We start from the raw sequence: 20,390 nt of genomic DNA, 5'->3' as shown, positions 1-20,390 counted from the left end.
CCGTGGTCAGGGACCGCGGGGCTCCTCAGAGATACCGCGCACGAGGCCTACGGGACCCGACGCTGTTCCGGTTTTGCGGTACCTTGCGCCGCGTCGCGGGGGTTCCGGAGCACGGGAGACGCATGTCCAGCACCACGACCGGCCCGTCCGGGGACCGTCTCCCGGTGGAGGACCCGTTCGTCCGGCAGATCACCTGGCTGGTCAACGCGCACGGCGGCCGGGACCAGCTGGCCAAGATCTCGGGGAAGCGGGTCAGCCCGCGCACCCTCGACAACTGGTGCCGCGGCCGCTATCCGCGCAATGCGGTCACCGGCGCGGTGCGCGAGCTCGACGCCTGGGCGCTGGAGAACTCACCGGGGTACCCGGAGGCAGCGAGGGCCCCGCGGCTGGTGGAGACCTGCGGTCCGACACCGGCGGGAGCGACCGCGACCGAGCCGGCGCAGGCTCCGGCTCCGGCTCCCGAGACACCGGGGCCACCGCCGTGGTGGCGCCGGCGCCGGATCCTCGTCGCCGCCCTGGTGCTCGTGCTCGCCGTCGGCGGCACGACCACGGCGCTGCTGCTGCGCGACGACGGCCCCGACCCCATCCCGCCGCTGCCGAGCACCGGCGACGGCCGGCTGCGTCCGGAGACGACCGGCAGCCTCGGGGCGAACACCTTCGCCGACCCGCGCACACTGCAGGGCCAGGCGCAGAAGATCCCACCGGACACCACGGTCGAGGTGCGCTGCCGGTACTACGCGCCCAGCATCCCCAGCGTCAGCCCCGACGGTTTCTGGTACCTCATCGAGACCGACGAGTGGGCCGGCCGCTGGTCACCGGCGAACTCCTTCATGAACGGTGACGTCAAGGGCGGACCCACCCTGCACAACACCGACTTCGACGTCCCGGTCTGCCGCTGACCGCCCGCTCACATGTCGCCGATGAGCCCCTCGGCGAACGCCCGCGGCTCGAACGGCGCCAGGTCGTCGGCGCCCTCCCCCAGGCCGATCAGCTTCACCGGGATGCCGAGCTCCTGCTGCACCCGGACGACGATCCCGCCCTTCGCAGTGCCGTCGAGCTTGGTGAGCACCACGCCGGTGACGGTGACCGCCTCGGTGAACACCCGCGCCTGCACGACGCCGTTCTGACCGGTCGTCGCGTCCAGCACGAGCAGCACCTCGGTGACCGGGGCCTGCTTCTCCACGACCCGCTTGACCTTGCCCAGCTCGTCCATGAGCCCCGACTTGGTGTGCAGCCGTCCGGCGGTGTCGACGACGACGGTGTCGACCTCGGCCTCGACGCCCGTGCGGACCGCCTCGAAGGCCACCGCGGCCGGGTCGCCACCCTCACGGCCGCGGACGGTGAGCACGCCGACCCGCTCGCCCCAGGTCTCCAGCTGGTCGGCGGCGGCAGCACGGAAGGTGTCGGCCGCGCCCAGGATCACGCTCCTGCCGTCGCCGACCAGGACGCGGGCCAGCTTGCCCACCGTCGTCGTCTTGCCCGCGCCGTTGACCCCGACGACGAGCACCACGCCGGGCCGGCCCTCGTGACGTTCGGTGCCGAGCGTGCGGTCCAGGTCCGGTCCGAGGACGCCGGTCAGCTCGTTCACGAGCAGCTCGCGCAGATCGGCTCCCGACGCGGTGGCCAGCACCATCGACTGGGTGCGCAGCCGCTCGACGATCTGCGTGGTCGCCGCGATGCCGACGTCGGCGGCCAGGAGCGTCTCCTCGACCTCCTCCCAGTCCTCCTCGGTCAGCTTCTCGCGCGCCAGCACCGTGAGCAGCCCGCGGCCCAGCGAGGACTGCGAACGGGCCAGCCGCGAGCGCAGCCGCACCAGCCGGCCGGCTGACGGCAGCGGGGTGTCGAAGACCAGACCGGGCTCGGGAGTCGCCGGCGGCAGCTCCACCGACGGCGGGGCCTCGGGGACCACGGCGTCGGGCTGGTCGGGGGCGGGGGCCGGGGCGGTCGGCGTGGGACGCGGCCGGGTCAGGGTGGTGCCGGCCGCGGCGTCGTCCTCCAGCCGCATGGTCCGCCGTCCGCGGCCGACGAGGAGCCCGACCCCGGTGATCAGCGCGACGACCAGGATCGCGATCGCGATCAGCACGAATTCCATGCGCGCGAGTCTTCCAGCCCCCTGTCGGCGGTGACGGGCGGACCGGCGTCCGGGCGCATGCGGGAGGCTGTGCCCATGCCGCCTCCCGCACGGTCCGCCCCGACCCTCCTGCTCGGACCCCTGCTACGGCACGTCGACCCGGTCTCCGCGACGCTCTGGGTCGAGGTCGACCGGCCCTGCGAGGTCTCCGTGCTCGGCCGCCGGGCCCGCACCTTCTCCGTCGCCGGCCACCACTACGCACTGGTCGTCGTGGAGGACCTGGAGCCGGGCAGCGTGACCCCCTACGAGGTGCACCTGGACGGGACGCAGGTCTGGCCGCCCGAGGACTCCCCGTTCCCGCCCAGCCGGATCCGCACCCCCGGCCGACCCGGCGCGTTCCGCCTCGCCTTCGGCTCCTGCCGCTACGCCAGCCCCCGCACCGTTCCGCGTTCCGAGGGGGTACCGCCCGACGCCCTGGACCGGTACGCCGTCCACGTCGCCGGTCTCCCGGAGGACCGCTGGCCCGACGCGCTCGTCCTGCTCGGCGACCAGGTCTACGCCGACGAGATCACCGACTCCATGCGCGAGCAGTTCGCCGCCCGCCGTGATCTCGACGCCGCCCCGGGCGCGCAGGCAGCCGACTTCGAGGAGTACACCCGGCTCTACGCCGAGTCCTGGCGAGATGCCGAGGTCCGCTGGCTGCTCTCGACGATCCCGTCCTCGATGATCTTCGACGACCACGAGATGATCGACGACTGGAACACCTCGGCGGCCTGGCGGGACGAGACGACCCGGCAGGCGTGGTGGACCGACCGGATCACCGGCGGCCTGGCCAGCTACTGGGTCTACCAGCACCTGGGCAACCTCAGCCCCCGGGAGCTCGCCGAGAACGAGACGTGGCAGGCGGTACGGGCCCTGCCGGAGGACTCGGACGCCGAGCCGCTGCTCCGGGCGATGGCCGAGCGGGCCGACGCCGAACCCGTCGGCGTCCGCTGGAGCTACGTGCGGCACTGGGGCGACGCCCGGCTGATCATGGTCGACAGCCGCGCCGGCCGGGTCCTGCAGGAGTCGGAGCGCCGGATGCTCGACGACGACGAGTTCGACTGGGTCGAGGCCGCGATGCGCGAGGCGGTCACCGACGGCGTCGAGCACCTCGTCGTCGGCACCTCGCTGCCCTGGCTGCTCCCCCACGCGATCCACTCCGTCGAGCGCTGGAACGAGACCCTCGCCGTCCGCCACCACGGCCGCCGCCGCGGGCGGCTGGCCGAGAAGCTGCGGCAGGCGGCCGATCTGGAGCACTGGGCGGCGTTCGGCAACTCCTTCGAGCGCCTGGGCCGGGCCCTGGTCGCGGTCGCCCGGGGCGAGCACGGGCGCCCTCCCTCGACCGCCCTGGTGCTGTCCGGCGACGTCCACCACGCCTACGCCGCCGAACTCGTCCACCCCGGCGGGCTCGGGTCGCGGGTGCACCAGCTGACGGTGTCCCCGCTGCACAACCAGGCCCCCCACCCGATCCGGGCCGGCTTCCGGATCGGGTGGAGCCGGTGGGCGCGCTCCTTCGGCGAGTGGCTCGCCCGCCGGGCGCGGGCCGAGCCCTCGGAGCTGCAGTGGGAGAAGCAGGCCGGGCCGTTCTTCGGCAACCAGGTCGGTGAGCTGGTGCTGGACGGCCGGGAAGCGCGCTTCGTCCTGTCGGTGACCGGCAAGGACGGGGTGGACGACGACCGGCTGGTCGAGGTCCTGGACATGCCGCTGTCGGATGCCTGAGAGGGTGGAGCGGTGACCAAGCCTGCCCCGGGCCCCGACCAGCCGCCGATCCCGGTGCGGCTGGTCACGTTCAACACCCACCACGGCGTCGGCGACGACGAGCGGCACGACCTGCCCCGGCTGGCCAAGGTGCTCGCGTCGGTGGACGCCGACATCATCTGCCTTCAGGAGGTCGACCGCCGTTTCGGGGCCCGCAGCGAGGACGTCGACCAGGCGCTCCTGCTGTCCCGGGCGCTGGACATGCAGCTCGCCTGGGGGCCGGCCATCGACCGCGGGCCGGCCGCACGGCACCCGGCCGACGAGCCGAGCCGGCAGTACGGCAACGCGCTGCTGTCCCGCCTGCCGATCCTCATCAGCGACGTGCACCGGCTGCCCGGGACCGGCGAGCCACGCAGCGCGCTGCGCACGATGGTCGAGCTCGACGGGGCAGCACTCTGGGTGACCGCGACCCACCTCACCACCCGCTCTGCCGACGAGCGTGCGGCGCAGGTGCAGGCGCTGGCCGACCTGCACACCGAGTCGATGGAGACCGGTGTCCTCGTCGGCGACTTCAACACCGCGCCCGACGCCCCCGAGCTGGACGTGCTGCGGCAGCGCTTCACCGACGCGTGGACCCTGGCCCGTGCGCGGGACGACCAGGCCGGCTGGAAGTTCTGGCAGACCGAGGCCGGGAACACCCACCCCGCGCGCTCCCCGCACCGGCGCATCGACCAGGTCTGGGTCTCCTCCGGGGTGAGCGTCGCCGGCGCCTCCGTGCTGGACGCCGAGGGCGCCTCGGACCACCTCCCGGTCGTCGTCGACCTCGAGATCCGCAGCGGGGTCTGAGCGGTCAGGCGGTCTCGAGCTCGCGGAGACGCTGGCTGATGACGCCGGTGATGCCGTCGCCCCGCATGCTCACGCCGTAGAGGGCATCGGCGATCTCCATCGTCCGCTTCTGGTGGGTGATGATGATCAGCTGCGAGGTGCTCCGGAGCTGCTCCACCAGGACCAGCAGGCGGCCCAGGTTGACGTCGTCCAGCGCGGCCTCCACCTCGTCGAGGACGTAGAACGGCGACGGGCGGGCGCGGAAGATCGCCACGAGCAGGGCCACCGCGGTCAGCGAGCGCTCGCCACCGGACAGCAGCGACAGCCGCTTCACCTTCTTGCCCGGCGGCCGGGCCTCGACCTCGATGCCGGTGGTGAGCATGTTCTCGGGATCGGTGAGCACCAGCCGCCCGGAGCCACCCGGGAAGAGGGTCGCGAAGACCTGCTCGAACTCCCGCGCCACGTCGGCGTAGGCGGATGCGAAGACGTCGTGGATCCGCCCGTCCACCTCCCGGACGACGGTCAGCAGGTCCCGGCGGGTGCTCTTGAGGTCCTCCAGCTGCGTGGCCAGGAACGTGTGCCGCTCCTCCAGCGCCGCGAACTCCTCCAGCGCCAGCGGGTTGACCTTGCCGAGGGTGGCGAGGTCGCGCTCGGCCCGGGCGACCCGCCGCTCCTGGACCGCGCGCTCGTAGGGCACCGGGTCGGGGGCCGGCTCGCCGGCCGCCTCCGCCTCGGCGACCTGTGCCGGCGAGGGCGGCACCGGGGCGGTGGGGCCGTACTCGCCCAGCAGGGTCGGGAGGTCGACGCCGAACTCCTCGGCGGCACGCCCCTCCAGCGACTCGATGCGGTAGCGCTGCTCGGTGCGGGCCACCTCGTCGCGGTGCACCTCGTCGGTGAGCCGGTCCAGCTCCGCGGTGGCCGCGCGCACCCGGCTGCGCACCTCCAGCAGCTCGGCCTCGAAGCCGCTGCGTGCGGATGCGAGAGCGTCGCGCTCGGTGGCCGCACGCGCCAGGGACCGCTGCAGCGCCGTCAGCGCGGTGTCGGCGTCGGCACGCACGGTGGCGGCGACCGCTGCACCGCGCCGGCGCGCGGCACGGGCGGCCTCGGCCCGCTCGCGGGCGGCTCGTTCCTGCCGGGCCTGTCTGCGCAGCGACTCGGCCCGGCCCTGCAGGGCCCGCGCCCGCTCCTCGGCCGTACGCACGGCGAGCCGCGCCTCGGTCTCGGCCTGCCGCGCCGCGGCCACCTCCAGGCGCAACCGGTCGCGCTCCTCGGTGGGAGGCTCCTCCTCCACCGGCGCGGCCTCGGCCTCGGCCAGCTGCTCCTCCAGGCGGGTCAGCGACTCCTGCGCCTGCTCCAGCGCCTGCTCCGCCCGCACGCGCGCGGCCAGCGAGCGCTCGGCCTCCGAGGCGGCCGAGCGCGCCGCGGCGCCGAGCTCGGCCAGCGCGGCCGCTTCCGCGGACCGGGTCCGGTCGGCCGCCTGGCGGGCGGTCTGCGCCTCGTCGACGTCGGCCGATCGCGCCTGCGCCTCCTCGCGGGCCGCCGCCAGCTGCTCGGCCAGCTCCGCGGCGCGGGCGGTCGCGGCGGCCAGCTCGGCGCCGGCCTCGTCGACGCGGGCGCGCAGCTCGAGGTTCGACGGGGCGTCCACCTGACCGCCCACCGCCCAGTCCGCGCCCAGCAGGTCGCCGCCGGCCGTCACGGCCCGGACCCGCGGGTGGGTGCGCACCAGCGCGACGGCGACTTCGAGGTCGGCGACCAGCGCCACCCGCTCCAGCGCGCGGGCCAGCGCCGGGCGCAGCGGCTCGGGTGCCGCGACGACGTCCAGCGCCCACCGGGCACCCGCCGGCAGCTCCGGCCAGCCGTCGCGCGGCACGGGCGGGAGGCCGCCGGTGACCAGGAGCCCGACCCGGCCGCCGTCGGTCCGGACCAGGTGCTGCAGGGCAGCGGCCGCCTCCGCCACACCGGCGACCACGACCGCGTCGGCCATCCCGCCCAGCGCGGCGGCGACGGCGACCTCGTCGCCCGGGGCGACGGTGAGCTGTTCGGGAACCGGCCCGAGGATGCCGGCCAGGCCGGAGCTGAGGACGGCGGCCGCGCCGTCGGCCGGGGTGAGACCGAGGGCGAGAGCGTCGCGCCGGGCCTGCCAGGAAGCGCGGTCGCGCTCGGCCGCCCGCTCGGCCTCGGCCAGTTCGGTCACCCGGCGCGCGGCGGCGGTGTGCGCGGCGACGGCGTCCTCGTGGGCGGCGACCAGCGCGAGGTCGGTGTCCTCCAGCTCGGCGACCTGCCCGCGACGGTCGGCCAGCCGGTCGGCGGCCACCTCGGCACGGTCCGCGGCTTCCTCCGCGGCGAGCCGCAGCCGGTCGATCTCGGCCTGGCCGGCCCCGACCCGCGAGCGGGCGGCCGCGACCTGACCGGAGAGCCGGGCGAGGCCCTCCCGCCGGTCGGCGAGCGCGCGGGCGGCGACCACCCACGCCTTCTCCGCCGCGGCGAGCGCCGCCTCCAGCTCGGTCCGCCCCGCGACGACGGCGGCCAGCCGCTCCCGCTCCGCGGACAGGCCGGCAGCCAGCTCGGCCTCGGTGGCGGCGACCCGCTCGGCCTCGGCGTCGAGCTGGTCGGGGTCCCGCCCGGCGGCGGCTTCGGGGGCCGCGGCGGAGAGGTGCCGGTGCCGCTCGCCGGCCAGCTGCGCGACGCTGCGGAACCGCTCGCCCAGCGCGGACAGCCGGTACCAGGTGTCCGACGCGACCTGCAGACGCGGGGCGCCGGCGGCGAGCTCGCGCTCCAGCTCCGCCTCGCGGCGGGAGACGACGGAGAGCTCGCGCTCGACCACCGTGCGGCGCTCGCGGGCGGCGGTTTCGTCGGCGACGTCCCGGTCGAGGGCGTCGCGCAGCTGCACGAGGTCGTCGGCCAGCAGGCGGAGCCGTGCGTCGCGCAGGTCCGCCTGGACCCCGGCGGCGCGCCGGGCGACCTCGGCCTGCCGGCCGAGCGGCTTGAGCTGACGGCGCAGCTCGGCGGTGAGGTCGGCCAGCCGGTCGAGGTTGGCCTGCATGCCGTCGAGCTTGCGGAGCGCCTTCTCCTTGCGCTTGCGGTGCTTGAGGACGCCGGCGGCCTCCTCGATGAAGGCGCGACGGTCCTCGGGGCGACCGGACAGGACGGCGTCGAGCTGCCCCTGCCCGACGATGACGTGCATCTCCCGGCCGATGCCGGAGTCGCTGAGCAGCTCCTGGACGTCGAGCAGGCGCACCTTGTCGCCGTTGATCTCGTACTCGCTCTCCCCGGAGCGGTACATGCGCCGGGTGATCGAGACCTCGGTGTACTCGATCGGCAGGGCGCCGTCGGCGTTGTCGATCGTGAGGGTCACCTCGGCGCGGCCGAGGGCCTGCCGGCCGGCGGTGCCGGCGAAGATGACGTCCTCCATCTTGCCGCCGCGCAGGCTCTTCGCGCCCTGCTCGCCGAGAACCCAGGCGATGGCGTCGACGACGTTGGACTTGCCCGACCCGTTGGGGCCGACGACGGCGGTGATACCCGGCTCGAGCCGCAACGTGGTCGCGGACGCGAAGGACTTGAAGCCCTTCAGCGTGAGGCTCGACAGGTGCACGGGAAGAAGACTCTAGCCCCGGTACGACAGGTCCAGGTGGGCCGTGAGGCCGGTGGTACGGGTGGGACTAGGCGAGTGCGGGCTCGGCGGTGTCGCCCGCCAGCGAGAGCAGCTCGTGGGCGATGGCGGCGTCGCGCTGGGTGCGGAGCTCCTCGAGCTCCTCCTCCAGCCGGCGCACCCTCGCCCGGAGGGCCGCGTTCTCCTCGACGAGCCGGAGCTCCGCGGAGGCGACGACGTGACCGAACAGGGCCTTGGCCATGACTGCAACGGCCTTTCAGAATGCGGGAGGTCGTGACCGCTGCCCCGGGAACCGGTCGGCGCGGTCTGGTCCTCCCAGGGTGACAGTCACGGTTCCGCAGGTCAACGGCGGCGCAGCGGGCCTCCCGTGACCGGGTGGTGTCGCGTTGGTCACGTCCTGGGGTGCGGGTCTCAGCCCTTCCGGCGCGCCCGGGGCCGGGGCTGGCAGGTCGGGCAGCTGTAGCTCGACCGGTTCATGAACGGCTCCCGGCGGATGGGTGTGCCACACCGCGGGCAGGGTCGGTCTGCCTGGCCGTAGACGGCGAGGAACCGGGAGAAGTAGCCGCTCTGCCCGTTGACGTCGACGTAGAGCGAGTCGAACGAGGTGCCGCCCTGGGCCAGTGCTTCCCCCAGGACGTCGCGGATCCCGTCGAGGAGGTCGGCGACCTGGGCGGTCGTCAGCTTGTCGGTCGGCCGGGCCCCGTGGAGCCGGGCCCGCCACAAGGACTCGTCGGCGTAGATGTTGCCGACTCCGCCGATGAGCGTCTGGTCCAGGAGGGCGCGCTTGACCTCGGTGCGGCGCCGGCGCAGCGCGGCGGCGAACGCGGCCGTGTCGAACGACGGGTCGAGCGGGTCGATCGCGATGTGCGCGAGCCGCGGCGGGATCCCCTCCCCGGAACTCTCCTCGACGGCAAGCCCCCCGAAGGTGCGCTGGTCCACGAAGCGCAGCTCGCGGCCGCCGTCGGTGAAGGTGAACCGCGCCCGGAGATGGGTCTCGTCCGGTGCCGACGGCTTCTCGACGAGCAGCTGCCCGCTCATGCCGAGGTGCCCGACCAGCGCCCGGTCCGACGGCGTGCCGTCGGCCTCGGCCAACGGCAGCCACAGGTACTTGCCCCGCCGGTGCGCGGCGGTGAAGGTGCGCCCGGTGATCGCCTGCACGAAGTGCTCGGCGCCCTCGAGGTGGCGCCGCACCGCGCGCGGGTGGTGCACCTCGACCGTGGCGACGGTGCGCCCGGTGACCCACTGGTCCAGACCGCGGCGGACCACCTCCACCTCGGGAAGTTCCGGCACCGGTCCTCAGCCCCCGATCACGTGGACGTCAGGCCTCGGCGGACAGTGCCCGCCAGGCGGCCTCGGCCGCCTCCTGCTCGGCGGCCTTCTTGGTGCGCCCGGTCCCCCGGCCCCGGACTGCGCCGCCGAGCAGCACCTCGGCGGTGAACGTCTTGGCGTGGTCGGGGCCCTCGTCGGCGACCTGGTAGACGGGCGCACCGAGTCCGGCGGCGGCGCCCAGCTCCTGCAGGCTGGTCTTCCAGTCCAGGCCCGCACCCCGGGTGGCCGCCTCGACCAGCAGCGGGTCGAACAGCCGGTGGACGATCTCCGCCGCCGTGTCCAGCCCGCACCCGAGGTGGATCGCACCGATCAGGGCCTCGAGCGCGTCGGCGAGGATCGAGTCCTTCTCCCGGCCGCCCGTGGTCTCCTCACCGCGCCCCAGCAGCACGTGCGCGCCGAGGCCGCCCGGGCCGAGGCGCCGGGCGACCCGGGCCAGCGAGGTCATGTTGACCACCGAGGCCCGCAGCTTGGCCAGCTGCCCCTCGGGGAGGTCGGGCTGGCTGCGGTACAGCTCGTCGGTGACGACCAGCCCGAGCACCGAGTCGCCCAGGAACTCCAGGCGCTCGTTGGTGGGCAGGCCACCGTTCTCGTAGGCGAAGGACCGGTGGGTCAGCGCCAACGACAGCAGGCCGCCCGGCAGTTCGACGCCGAGGGCGTCGGAGAGCCAGGCGGCCGACCGCTGCTCGTGCTCGGGTCCGCCCGGAGGACGGCCGTCAACGGCACCCTCGACGGGGTGCGCGGCGGCCGTCGTCCCCAGGGCGGTCACCTGTGTCGGATCAGACGGAGAGGACCTGGCGGCCGGCGTACTGGCCGCAGGTCGGGCACGCGATGTGCGGGGGCTTGAGCTCGCCGCAGGCGCGGTTCGGGCACGGGGTCAGGGTCGGCGCGGTGGCCTTCCACTGCGACCGGCGCATGCGGGTGTTGGCCCGCGACATCTTCCGCTTCGGAACAGCCACGTCAGTTCTCCTCTGGGGTGGTGGATTCGCCGGGGGTGCCCGACGAGGAAGCAGGGGTGCCGAACTTCGCGGCGAGACCGGCCCACCGGGCGTCCACGATCTCGTGCGAGTGGTCGGCGGGCAGGTCGTCGAGGCGCTCGCCGCAGCCGGAGCACAGGCCGGAGCAGTCCTCGGTGCACACCGGCGCCAGCGGCAGGCTGAGGACGACGGTGTCGCGGGCGAGCGGCTCCAGGTCGAGGAAGTCACCCTCGATCCGGCGGACCTCGTCCTCCTCGCTGGTCGCCTCGGTGGTGCTGCCCTCGTAGGCGTACAGCTCCTGCACGTCGAGGGACAGCGTCTCCTCGATCGGCTCGAGGCAGCGCGCGCACGAGCCGACGACGGGGACGTCGAGCTCGCCGGTGACCAGCACGCCCTCCATCACCGACTCCAGCCGCAACCGCAGGTGGACGTCGGCCTTCTCCGGGACGCCGATGAGCTCCACCCGCCAGTCACCGGGAGCCGGCACCGTGCGGTCGAACTCCTGCATGGAGCCCGCGCGCCTGCCCAGTTCCCGGAGATCGAGCTTCCAGGGGTTGGCAGCGGGACGCCGGTCCTCGGAGGACGGGGCGCCGGTGCGGTGCGGCGAAGCGGCAGGCATGTCAGTACTCGCGGTCGTGTGCGGGAAGGGAGGCCGGCCAGGACGAGAGCCACGGCGGTCGGGCCAGGGAACAAGACTACCCGACGGTGACGGACCGGAGCGGCCACCCTGCAGGGCCCCGCACCGAGCGGAGCGAGGGGGTGGGGGGCAGGGTGGTCCTTCTAGGGCTCCCGGAGGGTGGAGCGGGCCTTCTCCACCGACCGGAGCATCCGCTCCAGGGTCGTGCCGAACTCCGCCAGCCGGGTGTCGACGTACTCGTCGACCTCCGCGCGCATGCGGGCGGCCTCGGTGTGCGACTGCGCGCCGAGCTCGTCGGCGCGCTCGACCGCGCCGGCGTAGACCTCGGTCTCGGTGATCAGCCGCTCGTGCTCGGCCTGCGCCTCGGCGATCATCTGCGCGCGCAGCTGTCGACCCTCGGCCAGCAGGGCCTCCGCGTCGGCCTCGGCCTCGGCGATGATCTGCTCGGCCTCCTCCTGGGTGCGCGTCAGGAGGTCGTCGCGCTGGCGGCGGGCCGTGCCCAGGAGCTCGTCGCGCTGGCGACGGGCCTGCGCGAGCAGCTGCTCGCTCTCGGCACGGGTGCGCCCGGTCAGCCGCTCGGCCTCGGCCTGCGCCTGCTGCAAGATCTCCGTGCGCTGCTCGACGATGGCCCCGGCCGCCTGGACGTCCTCCGGCAGCGACTCGCGCAGGTCGTCGAGCAGGTCGAGGACGAGGTCGCGGGGCACCATGCAGGAGCCCGACATCGGCACGCCGCGGGCGTTCTCGATGACCTGGGTGAGCTCGTCGACGGTCTCGTAGAGGCGGTAGACCACCTCGGTGTTGTGGCCTCGCGGGGGGCGGGTCACCGGCCCGACCGCCGCGCGTGCTCGGCGAGCCGGTCGTGGACGGCCTTGGGAACCAGCCGGGAGACGTCGCCGCCGAAGGTGGCGATCTGCTTGACCAGGCTCGAGGAGAGGTGCCCGACCTGCGGGGCCGTGGGCACGAACAGGGTCTCGATGCCGGCCAGCTCGCGGTTCATCTGCGCCATCTGCAGCTCGTACTCGAAGTCGCTCACCGCTCGGAGACCCTTGACGATCACCGGGATGTCCCGGTCCCGGCAGTAGTCGACGAGCAGCCCGGAGAAGCTGTCGACGGTGACGTTCGGCAGCTCGGTGACGGCCTCGCGCAGGAGCTCCATGCGCTCCTCGACCGGGAACAGGCCGGCCTTGCCGGGGTTCACCAGCACGGCGACCACCAGCTCGTCGTAGAGCGCGGCGGCCCGGGTGATGACGTCGACGTGCCCGTTGGTCACCGGGTCGAAGGAACCTGGGCAGACGGCACGCCTCACGGATGCCGACCGTACCGGAGGACCGCCTCGCCGTAGCGTCGGTCGCGCAGGCCCTCGAGGGGTGTCGGCCACTCCCAGGGCCGCTCGCGGCTGGACCGCTCCACCACGACGACCCCGCCGGGAGCGACCCAGCTCCCCGCGACCAGCGCCCGGAGCACACCCAGGACGTCGTCCGCGGGGACGTCGTAGGGCGGGTCGGCGAGCACCAGGTCGAACGCGGCGGGAGCGGGACCGGCGACGACGGCGGGCACGGAACCTCCCACCACCCGCCCGCCCGGGAGGCCCACCGCGGTGAGGTTCTCGCGCAGCACGGGCAGCACCCGCGGGCCCGATTCCACGAACACCACCTGGGCGGCGCCGCGCGACAGCGCCTCCAGCCCGAGCGCTCCGGAGCCTGCGTACAGGTCGAGCACGGCCGCGCCCTCGAGGTCCAGCAGCGAGGCGAGGGAGTTGAACAGCGCGCCGCGGGCCTTGTCGCCGGTCGGGCGCACCCCGGCCGGAGGCACCTTGAGCCGCCGGCCGCCGGCGAGCCCCGAGATCAGCCGGGTCACCGCCGGCTCACGCCTTCTCCAGCCATTCCGCGCGCTCGTCGCTGGCCAGCGCGGCCACCTCGGCGGCCAGCCCCGGGTGGTCGGCGAGCCCGCGGTCGGTGGACAGCAGCGCCCATGCCTCGGTGCGCGCCTCGGCGATGAGCGCCTCGTCCTCCAGCAGGGAGAGCAGCTTGATGCCGGAGCGCCGGCCGGACTGGGCGGCGCCGAGCACGTCGCCCTCGCGCCGGGTCTCCAGGTCCAGACGGGCCAGCTCGAAGCCGTCGGAGGTGGACGCGACCGCGGCCAGCCGCTCGCCGGTGGGTGACGCCGACGGCGCCTCGGTGACCAGCAGGCAGAGGCCGGCGTGCGCGCCCCGGGCGACACGGCCGCGCAGCTGGTGCAGCTGGCTGACCCCGAAGCGGTCGGCGTCCATGACGACCATCACGGTGGCGTTGGGGACGTCGACACCGACCTCGACGACGGTGGTCGCGACCAGCACCTGGGTCTCGCCCGCGGCGAACGCGCGCATGACGCCGTCCTTCTCCTCCGGGGTCATCCGCCCGTGGAGGACGTCCAGCCGCAGGCCGGCCAGCGGACCTGCCCGCAGGGCCTCGGCCACGTCGAGCACCGCCAGCGGGGGCCGGCGGTCGCTGCGGCCGTCCTCCTCCGGCGGCGCGCCGTCGGCGTCCCCCGGCTCGTCCCCGGGGAGATCGCCGATGCGCGGGCACACGACGTAGGCCTGCCGGCCGGCGCCGACCTCCTCGCGCAGCCGCTCCCACGCGCGGTCCAGCCAGGTGGGCTTCTCCCGCACGGGCACCACGGAGCTGGACACCCCGCCTCGACCGCTGGGGAGCTGGCGCAGCGTCGAGGTCTCCAGGTCGCCGTAGACCGTCATGGCCACGGTGCGCGGGATGGGCGTCGCGGTCATGACCAGCACGTGCGGCGGTCGGTTGCCCTTGGCGCGCAACGCGTCCCGCTGCTCCACCCCGAAGCGGTGCTGCTCGTCGACGACGACCAGGCCGAGGTCGGCGAACTCGACGCCTTCCTGCAGCAGCGCGTGCGTGCCGACGACGATCCCGGCCCGCCCCTCGGCCACCTCCGCGCGCGCCTCGCGCCGAGCCGCGGCCTTGAGCGAGCCGGTGAGCAGGGTGACCCGCGTGCCGGCCGGGTCGCCGTCGAGCTCCCCGGCCCGACCGAGCGGGCCCAGCAGCGCACGGATCCCTCGTGCGTGCTGGGCGGCCAGGACCTCGGTGGGGGCGAGCAGCGCGGCCTGACCGCCGGCATCGACGACCTGGGCCATGGCCCGGAGCGCGACCACCGTCTTGCCGGAACCGACCTCGCCCTGCAGCAGGCGGTGCATGGGCTGGTCGCGGTCGAGCTCGGCGGCCAGCTCCTCCCCCACCTCTCGCTGCCCTTCGGTGAGCGCGAAGGGAAGTGCTGCGTCGACGGCGTCGAGCAGACCGCCGGGTTTCCGCGGGCGGGCGGTGCCGGGCTCGAGCGCGGCGGCACGGCGGCGGGCGGCGAGGGTGAGCTGGAGGGTGAGCGCCTCGTCCCACTTGAGCCGCTGGGCGGCGCGCTCGACGTCGTCGGACGTGGTCGGCCGGTGGATGTCGAGCAGCGCGGCCGCCAGCGGGAGCAGGCCGTGGCGGGCGCGGATCTCCTCGGGCAGCGGGTCCTCGACCAGCTCGCCGAAGCCGCCGCCGGCGCCCAGCAGCAGCTTGACCGACTTCTGGATCACCCAGCTGGAGACGTCCTTGCTCGCCGGGTAGATCGGCACCAGCGCTCGGGCCCAGTCGGTGTCGTCACCGTCGGGGTCGAGCAGGTGCATGTCGGGGTGGGCGAACTGCTTCTCGCCGCGGTACTCCCCCACGGTGCCGGCGAACATCCCCCAGGCGTTCGGCTTCAGCTGCCCGTGCCGGTGGTTGAAGAAGACCAGCTTCATCTTGCCGCTGCCGTCGCCCACGACGACCTCGGTGAGCGAGCCGCGGCGGTTGCGCATCGGGCGGGTGGTCACGCTCCTGATCTGCGCCAGCACCGTCACCCGGTCGCCGACCTGGACGTCGGCGAGGTCGGCCTGCTCCCCTCGAGTGGCGTAGCGGCGGGGGTAGTGGCGGAGCAGGTCGAGAACGGTGTGCAGCCCGAGCTGCTCGGCCATGCCGGTGGCGGTCTTGGGGCCGAGCACCCTGGCCAGCGGGGTCGCGAGGGTCACCGCCACGGTCACTCCACCCCGATCTGCAGCGGGAGCGAGGCGGGGCCGCCGCCGTAGCGGACCACCTCGACGGTCGGGTGCACGGCGGAGAGGTGCGCGCAGACCGCGGCACCGAGCTCCTCGTCGGGGCCGACGACGAGCGTCGCCATCTCGCCGCCGGCGGACAGCAGCCGGTCGAGCAGGTCCCGCGCCACGTCCACCGGGTCGGCGCCGATCACCAGGACATCACCCTCGGCCGAGCCCAGCACGTCACCCGGTCGGCAGCGGCCGGCCGAGGTGAGCGCCTCCTGGTCGGCCACGGTCACCTCCGCCCAGCGGGTGGCGGCCGCGGCCTCGGCCATCGCGATCACGTCGTCCCCGAAGCGCCGCTCAGGATCGGTCACGGCCACCGCGGCGAGCCCCTGCACCGGCGACCGGGTGGGGACCACGCCGATCTCCCGGCCCGCCTCGCGGGCGCGGGTGGCGGCCCGGGACGCCACGGGGAGGAGCTCGGGGTCGTTCGGCAGGACCGCGACCTCCTCCGCACCCGAGGCCACGATCTCGTCGAGGAGGTCGTCCTCGGTGACGGTCCGCCCAGCGCGGACCACGCGCACACCCTCGGCGGCGAAGAGCTCGGCGACGCCGTCGCTGTGCACCACCGCGACCACGGCGCGCTGCCCGGGCACCGGGTGCGGGACGCGGACGGGGGCGAGCGGGGTGACCGAGATGCGGTGCGGCCGGCCGGCCTCCACGCCTGCCTCGATCGCCGCGCCGACGTCGGAGACGTGCACGTGCACGTTCCACTCCCGGCCGGTGGGGGTCTCCACCCCCACGACGACGAGGCTGTCCCCGAGCTCGGCGAGCCGGCGCTGCAACCGCTCCACCGCGGCCTCGTCGGTGTCGGCGAGCAGGTACTGGACCTCGCTCCCGGGGCCGGGCGGCGGCTGGTGCGGCGCGTGCTCGTGCCGGTGGTGGTGCGTGGGCGGCGCCAGGGCGGCGCGGACCGGTTCCACCCCCGTGACCGTGCGGACCAGCGCGTCGAGCACCAGGCACAGGCCGGCGCCGCCGGCGTCGACCACGCCGGCGTCCCGCAGCGCGGCGAGCTGGCCGGGCGTGCGCTCCAGGGCGGCGCGCGCACCGTCGGCGGCGGCGGTGACGACGTCGGGCAACCCGTCGTCGCCCCGGTCGACGGCGGAGACGGCGGCCTCCCCGCTCGCGCGGGCGACCGTGAGGAAGGTGCCCTCCTCGGGATCGGCCACCGCCGCGTAGGCGCCCTCGGCCGCCTTCTGCAGCGCCATGGCGAACGCCGGGCCGTCGGCGGGCGGCTGGCCCGCCAGCTGGTCGCCGAGGCCGCGCAGCAGCTGGGCGAGGATCGTGCCGGAGTTCCCCCGGGCGGCCAGCACGGCACCACGGGCGACCACGGCCCAGGTCGGCTCCCCCGGACCGGCCGCGTCGAGAGCCGCCAGGGCCCCTTCCGCGGTGTGCAGCAGGTTGCTCCCGGTGTCGCCGTCGGGGACGGGGAAGACGTTCAGCTCGTCCAGCCGGGCCCTGGCGCCGGACAGCGCCTCGACCGCGGCCCGGCACCACTGTCCGACCGCGGCCTCGTCCAGCGCCGGCAGCACGGGGGAAGGCTACCCACCCGGGCCGACGGGATCGGGCATCATGAGCGACGGACCGTCCGATCAGGGCGCGATCGGAGGGCGCTGCGACGTTCCTCCGCCGGAGCGGTTAGACTGCTGGACGGTCTTGATGCGGGTGCTGCCTTGCCCCGCCGTCTGTGAACGATTCTTCTGGGAGTGATCCACCGTGGCTGCCGTGTGCGATGTGTGTGGCAAGGGCCCCGGTTTCGGTATGTCGGTGTCGCACTCGCACCGCCGCACGCCGCGCCGTTGGAACCCGAACATCCAGTCCGTGCGGGCGCTGATCGCCCCCGGCAACCGTCGCCGGATCAACGCGTGCACCTCGTGCATCCGCGCCGGCAAGGTCGTCCGCGCCTAGCGGGCACCGCACCGAACGAACGACGAACCCCGGAGGTCCTGGACCTCCGGGGTTCGTCGCGTCCGGGGCAGGTCGGCGTCGGCGCCGGAGGCGTTCAGCGCCCGATGCCGCGCGCCCGCGCGGCCGTGACCACCAGGTCCACCACCGTCCCCACCGGCAGAGCCGTGGCGTCGACCACCAGGTGGTACAGCCCGGCCTCGGCCGGGTCCCGCCGGTAGAAGTGCCGCACGTAGGCCTCGCGGCCACGGTCGGCCACGGCCATCTCCCGGGCGACCTCCTCCCGGGGCCGGCCGGACCGCTCCACCGCCGCGGCCAGGCGTCGCTCCCGAGGCCCGTCCAGCCGCACGTGCAGGGTGTCCGGCCGGTCGCGCAGCACGAGCGCCGCCGCCCGTCCGAGGACGACCCCGCCCTCGCCCGCCGCGATCTCGGTCAGCACCCGCTCGGTCTGCTCCCGGTACGCCCGGGCGTCGGGCAGCGGGACATCGGGGACGACGCCCCCCACCGGGTCGGGCATGGTCCCGAGCGACGCGACCAGGCGCCACAGCCCGCGCACGACGGTCTCGTCGTTGGCCTCGGCCTCCGACACCGGCACGCCGAGCCGCCCGGCGACCTGCGCGGGGATGGCCCGGTCGTGGAAGGGCAGTCCGAGCCGCTCGGCCACGGCCGGGGCGATCTCGGCCCCGGCGGCACCGTACGGCGCCGAGACGGTCACGACGCCCATGGCTCCTCCTGGTCGGTCGATGCGGCGAGATCCTTGCCCAGGAACACCGCGTCGGGCGCCTCGGCGTACACGCCGTACCCGGGCACCGGGGCATAGCCGAGCTCGCCGTAGAGCTGGACGGCCTCCGGCTGCTTGGCGCCGGTGTTGAGCACCACCGTCCGGTGCCCGGCCCGTGCGGCCGTCGTCTCGAGCTCGGCCATGACGGCCTGGGCGAGCCCCCGACGGCGGAACCCCGGGGCCACGTACACCCGCTTGATCTCCACGCCCCGCGGGTGGACGCGCCAGGCGCCGCAGCCCGCCGGTTCGCCGTCGACCTCGGCCACGAGGAACAGCCCCTCCGGCGGCAGGAACTCCGCCGGGTCCACGGGGGCGGCGTCGCGACCGCCGTAGCGAACGACGTACTCCTCCTGCACCGCCTCGACCAGCTCCTGCGACAGCGGGTCGTCGTAGGGCAACGCCCGCAGCCGCACCACCGATCCGTCGCGCAGCACCCGCTCAGCCGAAGTGGACATGCCCGGCCCTCTCCGCGCCGACGTCCTGCAGCGCCTCCTCGGCCGGCCGGCCGTCGACCCGCACACCGGGCTCCCGGCCGGGCTTCCGGACGCTCCCCACGACCGTCCAGCCGTAGGGCAGCACCGCGTTCGGCGGGAAGGTGGCCAGCAGGGCGTGGTCCTCGCCGCCGCTGAGCACCCAGGCCATCGGGTCGACGCCGAACGCCGACCCCACCTGCTGCAGCGGCCCGACCGGTTCCAGGCACGCCTGGGCCAGCGCCGAACGGTCCAGGTCGATCACCACGCCGCTGTCGCGCGCCAGGTGCCCGGCGTCGGCCACCAGACCGTCGCTCACGTCGCACATCGCGCTGGCGCGGGCGTCGGCCGCCGCCGGACCGGCCGCGTAGGGCGGGGAGGGCCTCCGGTGCGCCGCGACGACGGTGTGCGGGCTGGTGAACCCGCGGCGCAGCACCGCCAGGCCGGCGGCCGACCAGCCCAGTCGGCCGGCCAGGGCCACCACCTGGCCGGGGCGGGCCCCGGAGCGGCGCACCGGCGTCCGGCCGCCGAGGTCGCCGAGCGCGGTCACCGACACCACGATGCCGGCGCTGTCCGGCGCGGAGGCGACGGTGTCACCGCCGACGACGGCCGCCCCCAGCGGGGCGCACTCGGCCGCCAACCCGGTGGCCAGGCCCTCCAGCCAGCTGGTGGGCGTGTCCGGCGGGCAGGCGAGGCCGACCACCAGGGCCGTGGTGGTGCCCCCCATCGCCGCGACGTCGGCCAGGCTGGCGGCGGCCGCCTTGTGCCCGACGTCCTCGGCCGAGGACCAGTCCCGCCGGAAGTGCCGGCCCTCGACGAGCACGTCGGTGGTGACGACGACGCGCCCGTCGGCCGCCCGCACCACCGCGGCGTCGTCGCCGGGACCGACCTCGGCGGCCGCCGCGGTACCGGCACGGGCGAGCACCCGGGCGATCACGCCGAACTCGCCGACGACCCGCACGCTGTCGGCCGGGTCACTGCGGGGAACGAGCGGTCGGGGCCGACTCATCGGTGTCCTCCTGCTGCTGCGGTAGGTTGCCGACGAGTCCGCCACCCGGCGGGGACGACGTCTCGGCACAGTTGCCGGAGGAAGGATCTCCCGTGGTCCACGCCTACATCCTCATCCAGACCGAAGTCGGCAAGGCCGCCCAGGTCGCCTCGACGATCAGCAGCATCACCGGGGTGACCAAGGCCGAGGACGTGACCGGCCCGTACGACGTCATCGTGCGCGCCGAGGCCGACACCGTCGACGAGCTGGGCCGCCTGGTCGTGGCGCGCGTGCAGTCGGTCGACGGCATCACCCGCACCCTCACCTGCCCGGTCGTGAACATCTGACCGATCGGCCCGCGGACCCGCTGCGGCGGGCCGCCCTGCTCTTCACCGCGATCACCGTGCCGGTGGTGGTCGCGCTCGTGGTGCTGGTCAACGTCCTGGGGGCGGGGACCGAGGGCGACACGGGCGCCCCCCGGGACCGCGACCGCGCCCCCGCGCAGGTGGAGGGCGCCGGCCCGGGCTCTCGCGAGGACCTGCCGGTGCTGCCGCTGGAGGTCCCCCCGGTGACCCCGGAGGCCGAGGCCTCCTGCCCGGCGGTGATGGGGAAGCTCCCGCTCGAGCTCGCCGGCGAGACCTCGCGCCGCGTGCAGTCCGACACCCCCTACGTCTACGCCTGGGGAGATCCACCGGTCGTGCTGACCTGCGGCGTGCCCCGGCCCGCCGGCTGGACGGTGGGCGCCTCCGCGATCCAGATCAACGGCGTGCAGTGGTACGTGGACACCGCCGACCCCGACGCCACCGTGTGGACCGCCGTCGACCGGCCGGTCTACGTCGAGGTGCGGCTGCCACCGGGCATCGACAGCGCACCGGTCACCGAGCTGACCGTGCCGCTGGCCGAGGCACTGCCCTACCAGGCGCCCTCGCCCGGCCCCTGAGCGTCC

Annotated in this window: 21 protein-coding genes; 6 read left to right on the top strand and 15 right to left on the bottom strand. The window is 75.1% G+C overall.

Annotated elements, in window-relative coordinates:
• Positions 1-122 precede the first annotated feature (122 nt).
• Positions 123-899: a hypothetical protein gene (locus DQ237_RS08760; RefSeq protein ID WP_113799201.1), complete on the top strand. Its 777-nt coding sequence runs from the start codon at positions 123-125 to the stop codon at positions 897-899.
• Between the two features lie 8 nt (positions 900-907).
• Here DQ237_RS08760 and ftsY read toward each other — a convergent pair whose 3' ends face one another.
• The gene (gene ftsY / locus DQ237_RS08755) at positions 908-2,092 is read right to left on the bottom strand and encodes a signal recognition particle-docking protein FtsY (protein WP_113799199.1); all 1,185 of its coding nucleotides are present in this window, start codon (positions 2,090-2,092) and stop codon (positions 908-910) included.
• A 75-nt stretch (positions 2,093-2,167) separates the two neighbouring features.
• On the opposite strand from ftsY, the gene DQ237_RS08750 reads away from it, so the two are divergent.
• Positions 2,168-3,832: an alkaline phosphatase D family protein gene (locus tag DQ237_RS08750; RefSeq protein ID WP_113799197.1), complete on the top strand. Its 1,665-nt coding sequence runs from the start codon at positions 2,168-2,170 to the stop codon at positions 3,830-3,832.
• A gap of 12 nt (positions 3,833-3,844) precedes the next feature.
• On the top strand, positions 3,845-4,657 hold the full coding sequence (locus DQ237_RS08745; RefSeq protein WP_113799195.1) for an endonuclease/exonuclease/phosphatase family protein: 813 nt from the start codon (positions 3,845-3,847) through the stop codon (positions 4,655-4,657).
• A 4-nt stretch (positions 4,658-4,661) separates the two neighbouring features.
• On the opposite strand, the gene smc is transcribed toward DQ237_RS08745, so the two are convergent.
• From smc to DQ237_RS08690, 11 genes are all read right to left on the bottom strand, one after another.
• A complete protein-coding gene (gene smc, locus DQ237_RS08740; RefSeq protein WP_113799193.1) occupies positions 4,662-8,228 on the bottom strand; it encodes a chromosome segregation protein SMC in 3,567 nt (1,188 codons plus the stop codon).
• A gap of 67 nt (positions 8,229-8,295) precedes the next feature.
• Positions 8,296-8,487: a hypothetical protein gene (locus DQ237_RS08735; RefSeq protein WP_113799191.1), complete on the bottom strand. Its 192-nt coding sequence runs from the start codon at positions 8,485-8,487 to the stop codon at positions 8,296-8,298.
• Positions 8,488-8,657: 170 nt separating this feature from the next.
• Positions 8,658-9,536 carry a bifunctional DNA-formamidopyrimidine glycosylase/DNA-(apurinic or apyrimidinic site) lyase gene (gene mutM / locus DQ237_RS08730; protein ID WP_113799189.1) on the bottom strand — a complete coding sequence of 293 codons (879 nt, stop codon included), beginning with the start codon at positions 9,534-9,536 and terminating at the stop codon, positions 8,658-8,660.
• A 28-nt stretch (positions 9,537-9,564) separates the two neighbouring features.
• On the bottom strand, positions 9,565-10,341 hold the full coding sequence (gene rnc / locus DQ237_RS08725) for a ribonuclease III (protein ID WP_240619509.1): 777 nt from the start codon (positions 10,339-10,341) through the stop codon (positions 9,565-9,567).
• A 10-nt stretch (positions 10,342-10,351) separates the two neighbouring features.
• Complete coding sequence (gene rpmF / locus DQ237_RS08720) at positions 10,352-10,531, bottom strand: 50S ribosomal protein L32 (protein ID WP_104523097.1); 180 nt, start codon at positions 10,529-10,531, stop codon at positions 10,352-10,354.
• 1 nt (position 10,532) lies between these two features.
• A complete protein-coding gene (locus DQ237_RS08715; RefSeq protein WP_113799187.1) occupies positions 10,533-11,168 on the bottom strand; it encodes a DUF177 domain-containing protein in 636 nt (211 codons plus the stop codon).
• 161 nt (positions 11,169-11,329) lie between these two features.
• Positions 11,330-12,010, bottom strand: coding sequence for a hypothetical protein (locus tag DQ237_RS08710; RefSeq protein WP_113799185.1), 681 nt, complete (start codon positions 12,008-12,010; stop codon positions 11,330-11,332).
• Positions 12,007-12,492 (bottom strand): pantetheine-phosphate adenylyltransferase, encoded by a 486-nt coding sequence (gene coaD, locus DQ237_RS08705; RefSeq protein WP_113799183.1) that lies wholly within the window; start codon positions 12,490-12,492, stop codon positions 12,007-12,009. The genes DQ237_RS08710 and coaD overlap by 4 nt, the downstream gene beginning before the upstream one ends.
• Positions 12,489-13,043: a 16S rRNA (guanine(966)-N(2))-methyltransferase RsmD gene (gene rsmD, locus DQ237_RS08700; protein ID WP_113799181.1), complete on the bottom strand. Its 555-nt coding sequence runs from the start codon at positions 13,041-13,043 to the stop codon at positions 12,489-12,491. The genes coaD and rsmD overlap by 4 nt, the downstream gene beginning before the upstream one ends.
• Positions 13,044-13,050: 7 nt before the next feature.
• Positions 13,051-15,237, bottom strand: coding sequence for an ATP-dependent DNA helicase RecG (gene recG, locus DQ237_RS08695; RefSeq protein ID WP_205730127.1), 2,187 nt, complete (start codon positions 15,235-15,237; stop codon positions 13,051-13,053).
• 2 nt (positions 15,238-15,239) lie between these two features.
• Positions 15,240-16,832, bottom strand: a complete 1,593-nt coding sequence (locus DQ237_RS08690; protein WP_113799177.1) for a DAK2 domain-containing protein — start codon at positions 16,830-16,832, stop codon at positions 15,240-15,242.
• Between the two features lie 184 nt (positions 16,833-17,016).
• Here DQ237_RS08690 and rpmB point away from each other — a divergent pair, with 184 nt between their 5' ends.
• Positions 17,017-17,208, top strand: a complete 192-nt coding sequence (gene rpmB, locus DQ237_RS08685; protein ID WP_029339036.1) for a 50S ribosomal protein L28 — start codon at positions 17,017-17,019, stop codon at positions 17,206-17,208.
• A 94-nt stretch (positions 17,209-17,302) separates the two neighbouring features.
• On the opposite strand, the gene DQ237_RS08680 is transcribed toward rpmB, so the two are convergent.
• The 3 genes from DQ237_RS08680 to DQ237_RS08670 are packed head-to-tail and all read right to left on the bottom strand — an operon-like array spanning position 17,303 to position 19,465.
• Positions 17,303-17,929, bottom strand: a complete 627-nt coding sequence (locus tag DQ237_RS08680; protein WP_113799175.1) for an AAA family ATPase — start codon at positions 17,927-17,929, stop codon at positions 17,303-17,305.
• Complete coding sequence (locus tag DQ237_RS08675) at positions 17,917-18,441, bottom strand: GNAT family N-acetyltransferase (RefSeq protein WP_205730126.1); 525 nt, start codon at positions 18,439-18,441, stop codon at positions 17,917-17,919. Before DQ237_RS08675 ends, DQ237_RS08680 begins: the two co-directional genes overlap by 13 nt.
• Positions 18,425-19,465 (bottom strand): thiamine-phosphate kinase, encoded by a 1,041-nt coding sequence (locus tag DQ237_RS08670; RefSeq protein WP_113799172.1) that lies wholly within the window; start codon positions 19,463-19,465, stop codon positions 18,425-18,427. The genes DQ237_RS08675 and DQ237_RS08670 overlap by 17 nt, the downstream gene beginning before the upstream one ends.
• A 92-nt stretch (positions 19,466-19,557) precedes the next feature.
• Between DQ237_RS08670 and DQ237_RS08665 the strand changes: the two genes are divergently transcribed.
• Positions 19,558-19,791, top strand: a complete 234-nt coding sequence (locus tag DQ237_RS08665) for an Lrp/AsnC ligand binding domain-containing protein (protein ID WP_113799171.1) — start codon at positions 19,558-19,560, stop codon at positions 19,789-19,791.
• Between the two features lie 65 nt (positions 19,792-19,856).
• Positions 19,857-20,384: a DUF3515 domain-containing protein gene (locus tag DQ237_RS08660; protein ID WP_240619508.1), complete on the top strand. Its 528-nt coding sequence runs from the start codon at positions 19,857-19,859 to the stop codon at positions 20,382-20,384.
• The last annotated feature ends 6 nt before the right edge of the window (positions 20,385-20,390 follow it).

The sequence above is a fragment of the Blastococcus sp. TF02-8 genome (genome assembly GCF_003319175.1).
GTDB lineage: Bacteria > Actinomycetota > Actinomycetes > Mycobacteriales > Geodermatophilaceae > Blastococcus.
This window is presented reverse-complemented; position numbering and strand designations above follow the sequence as displayed.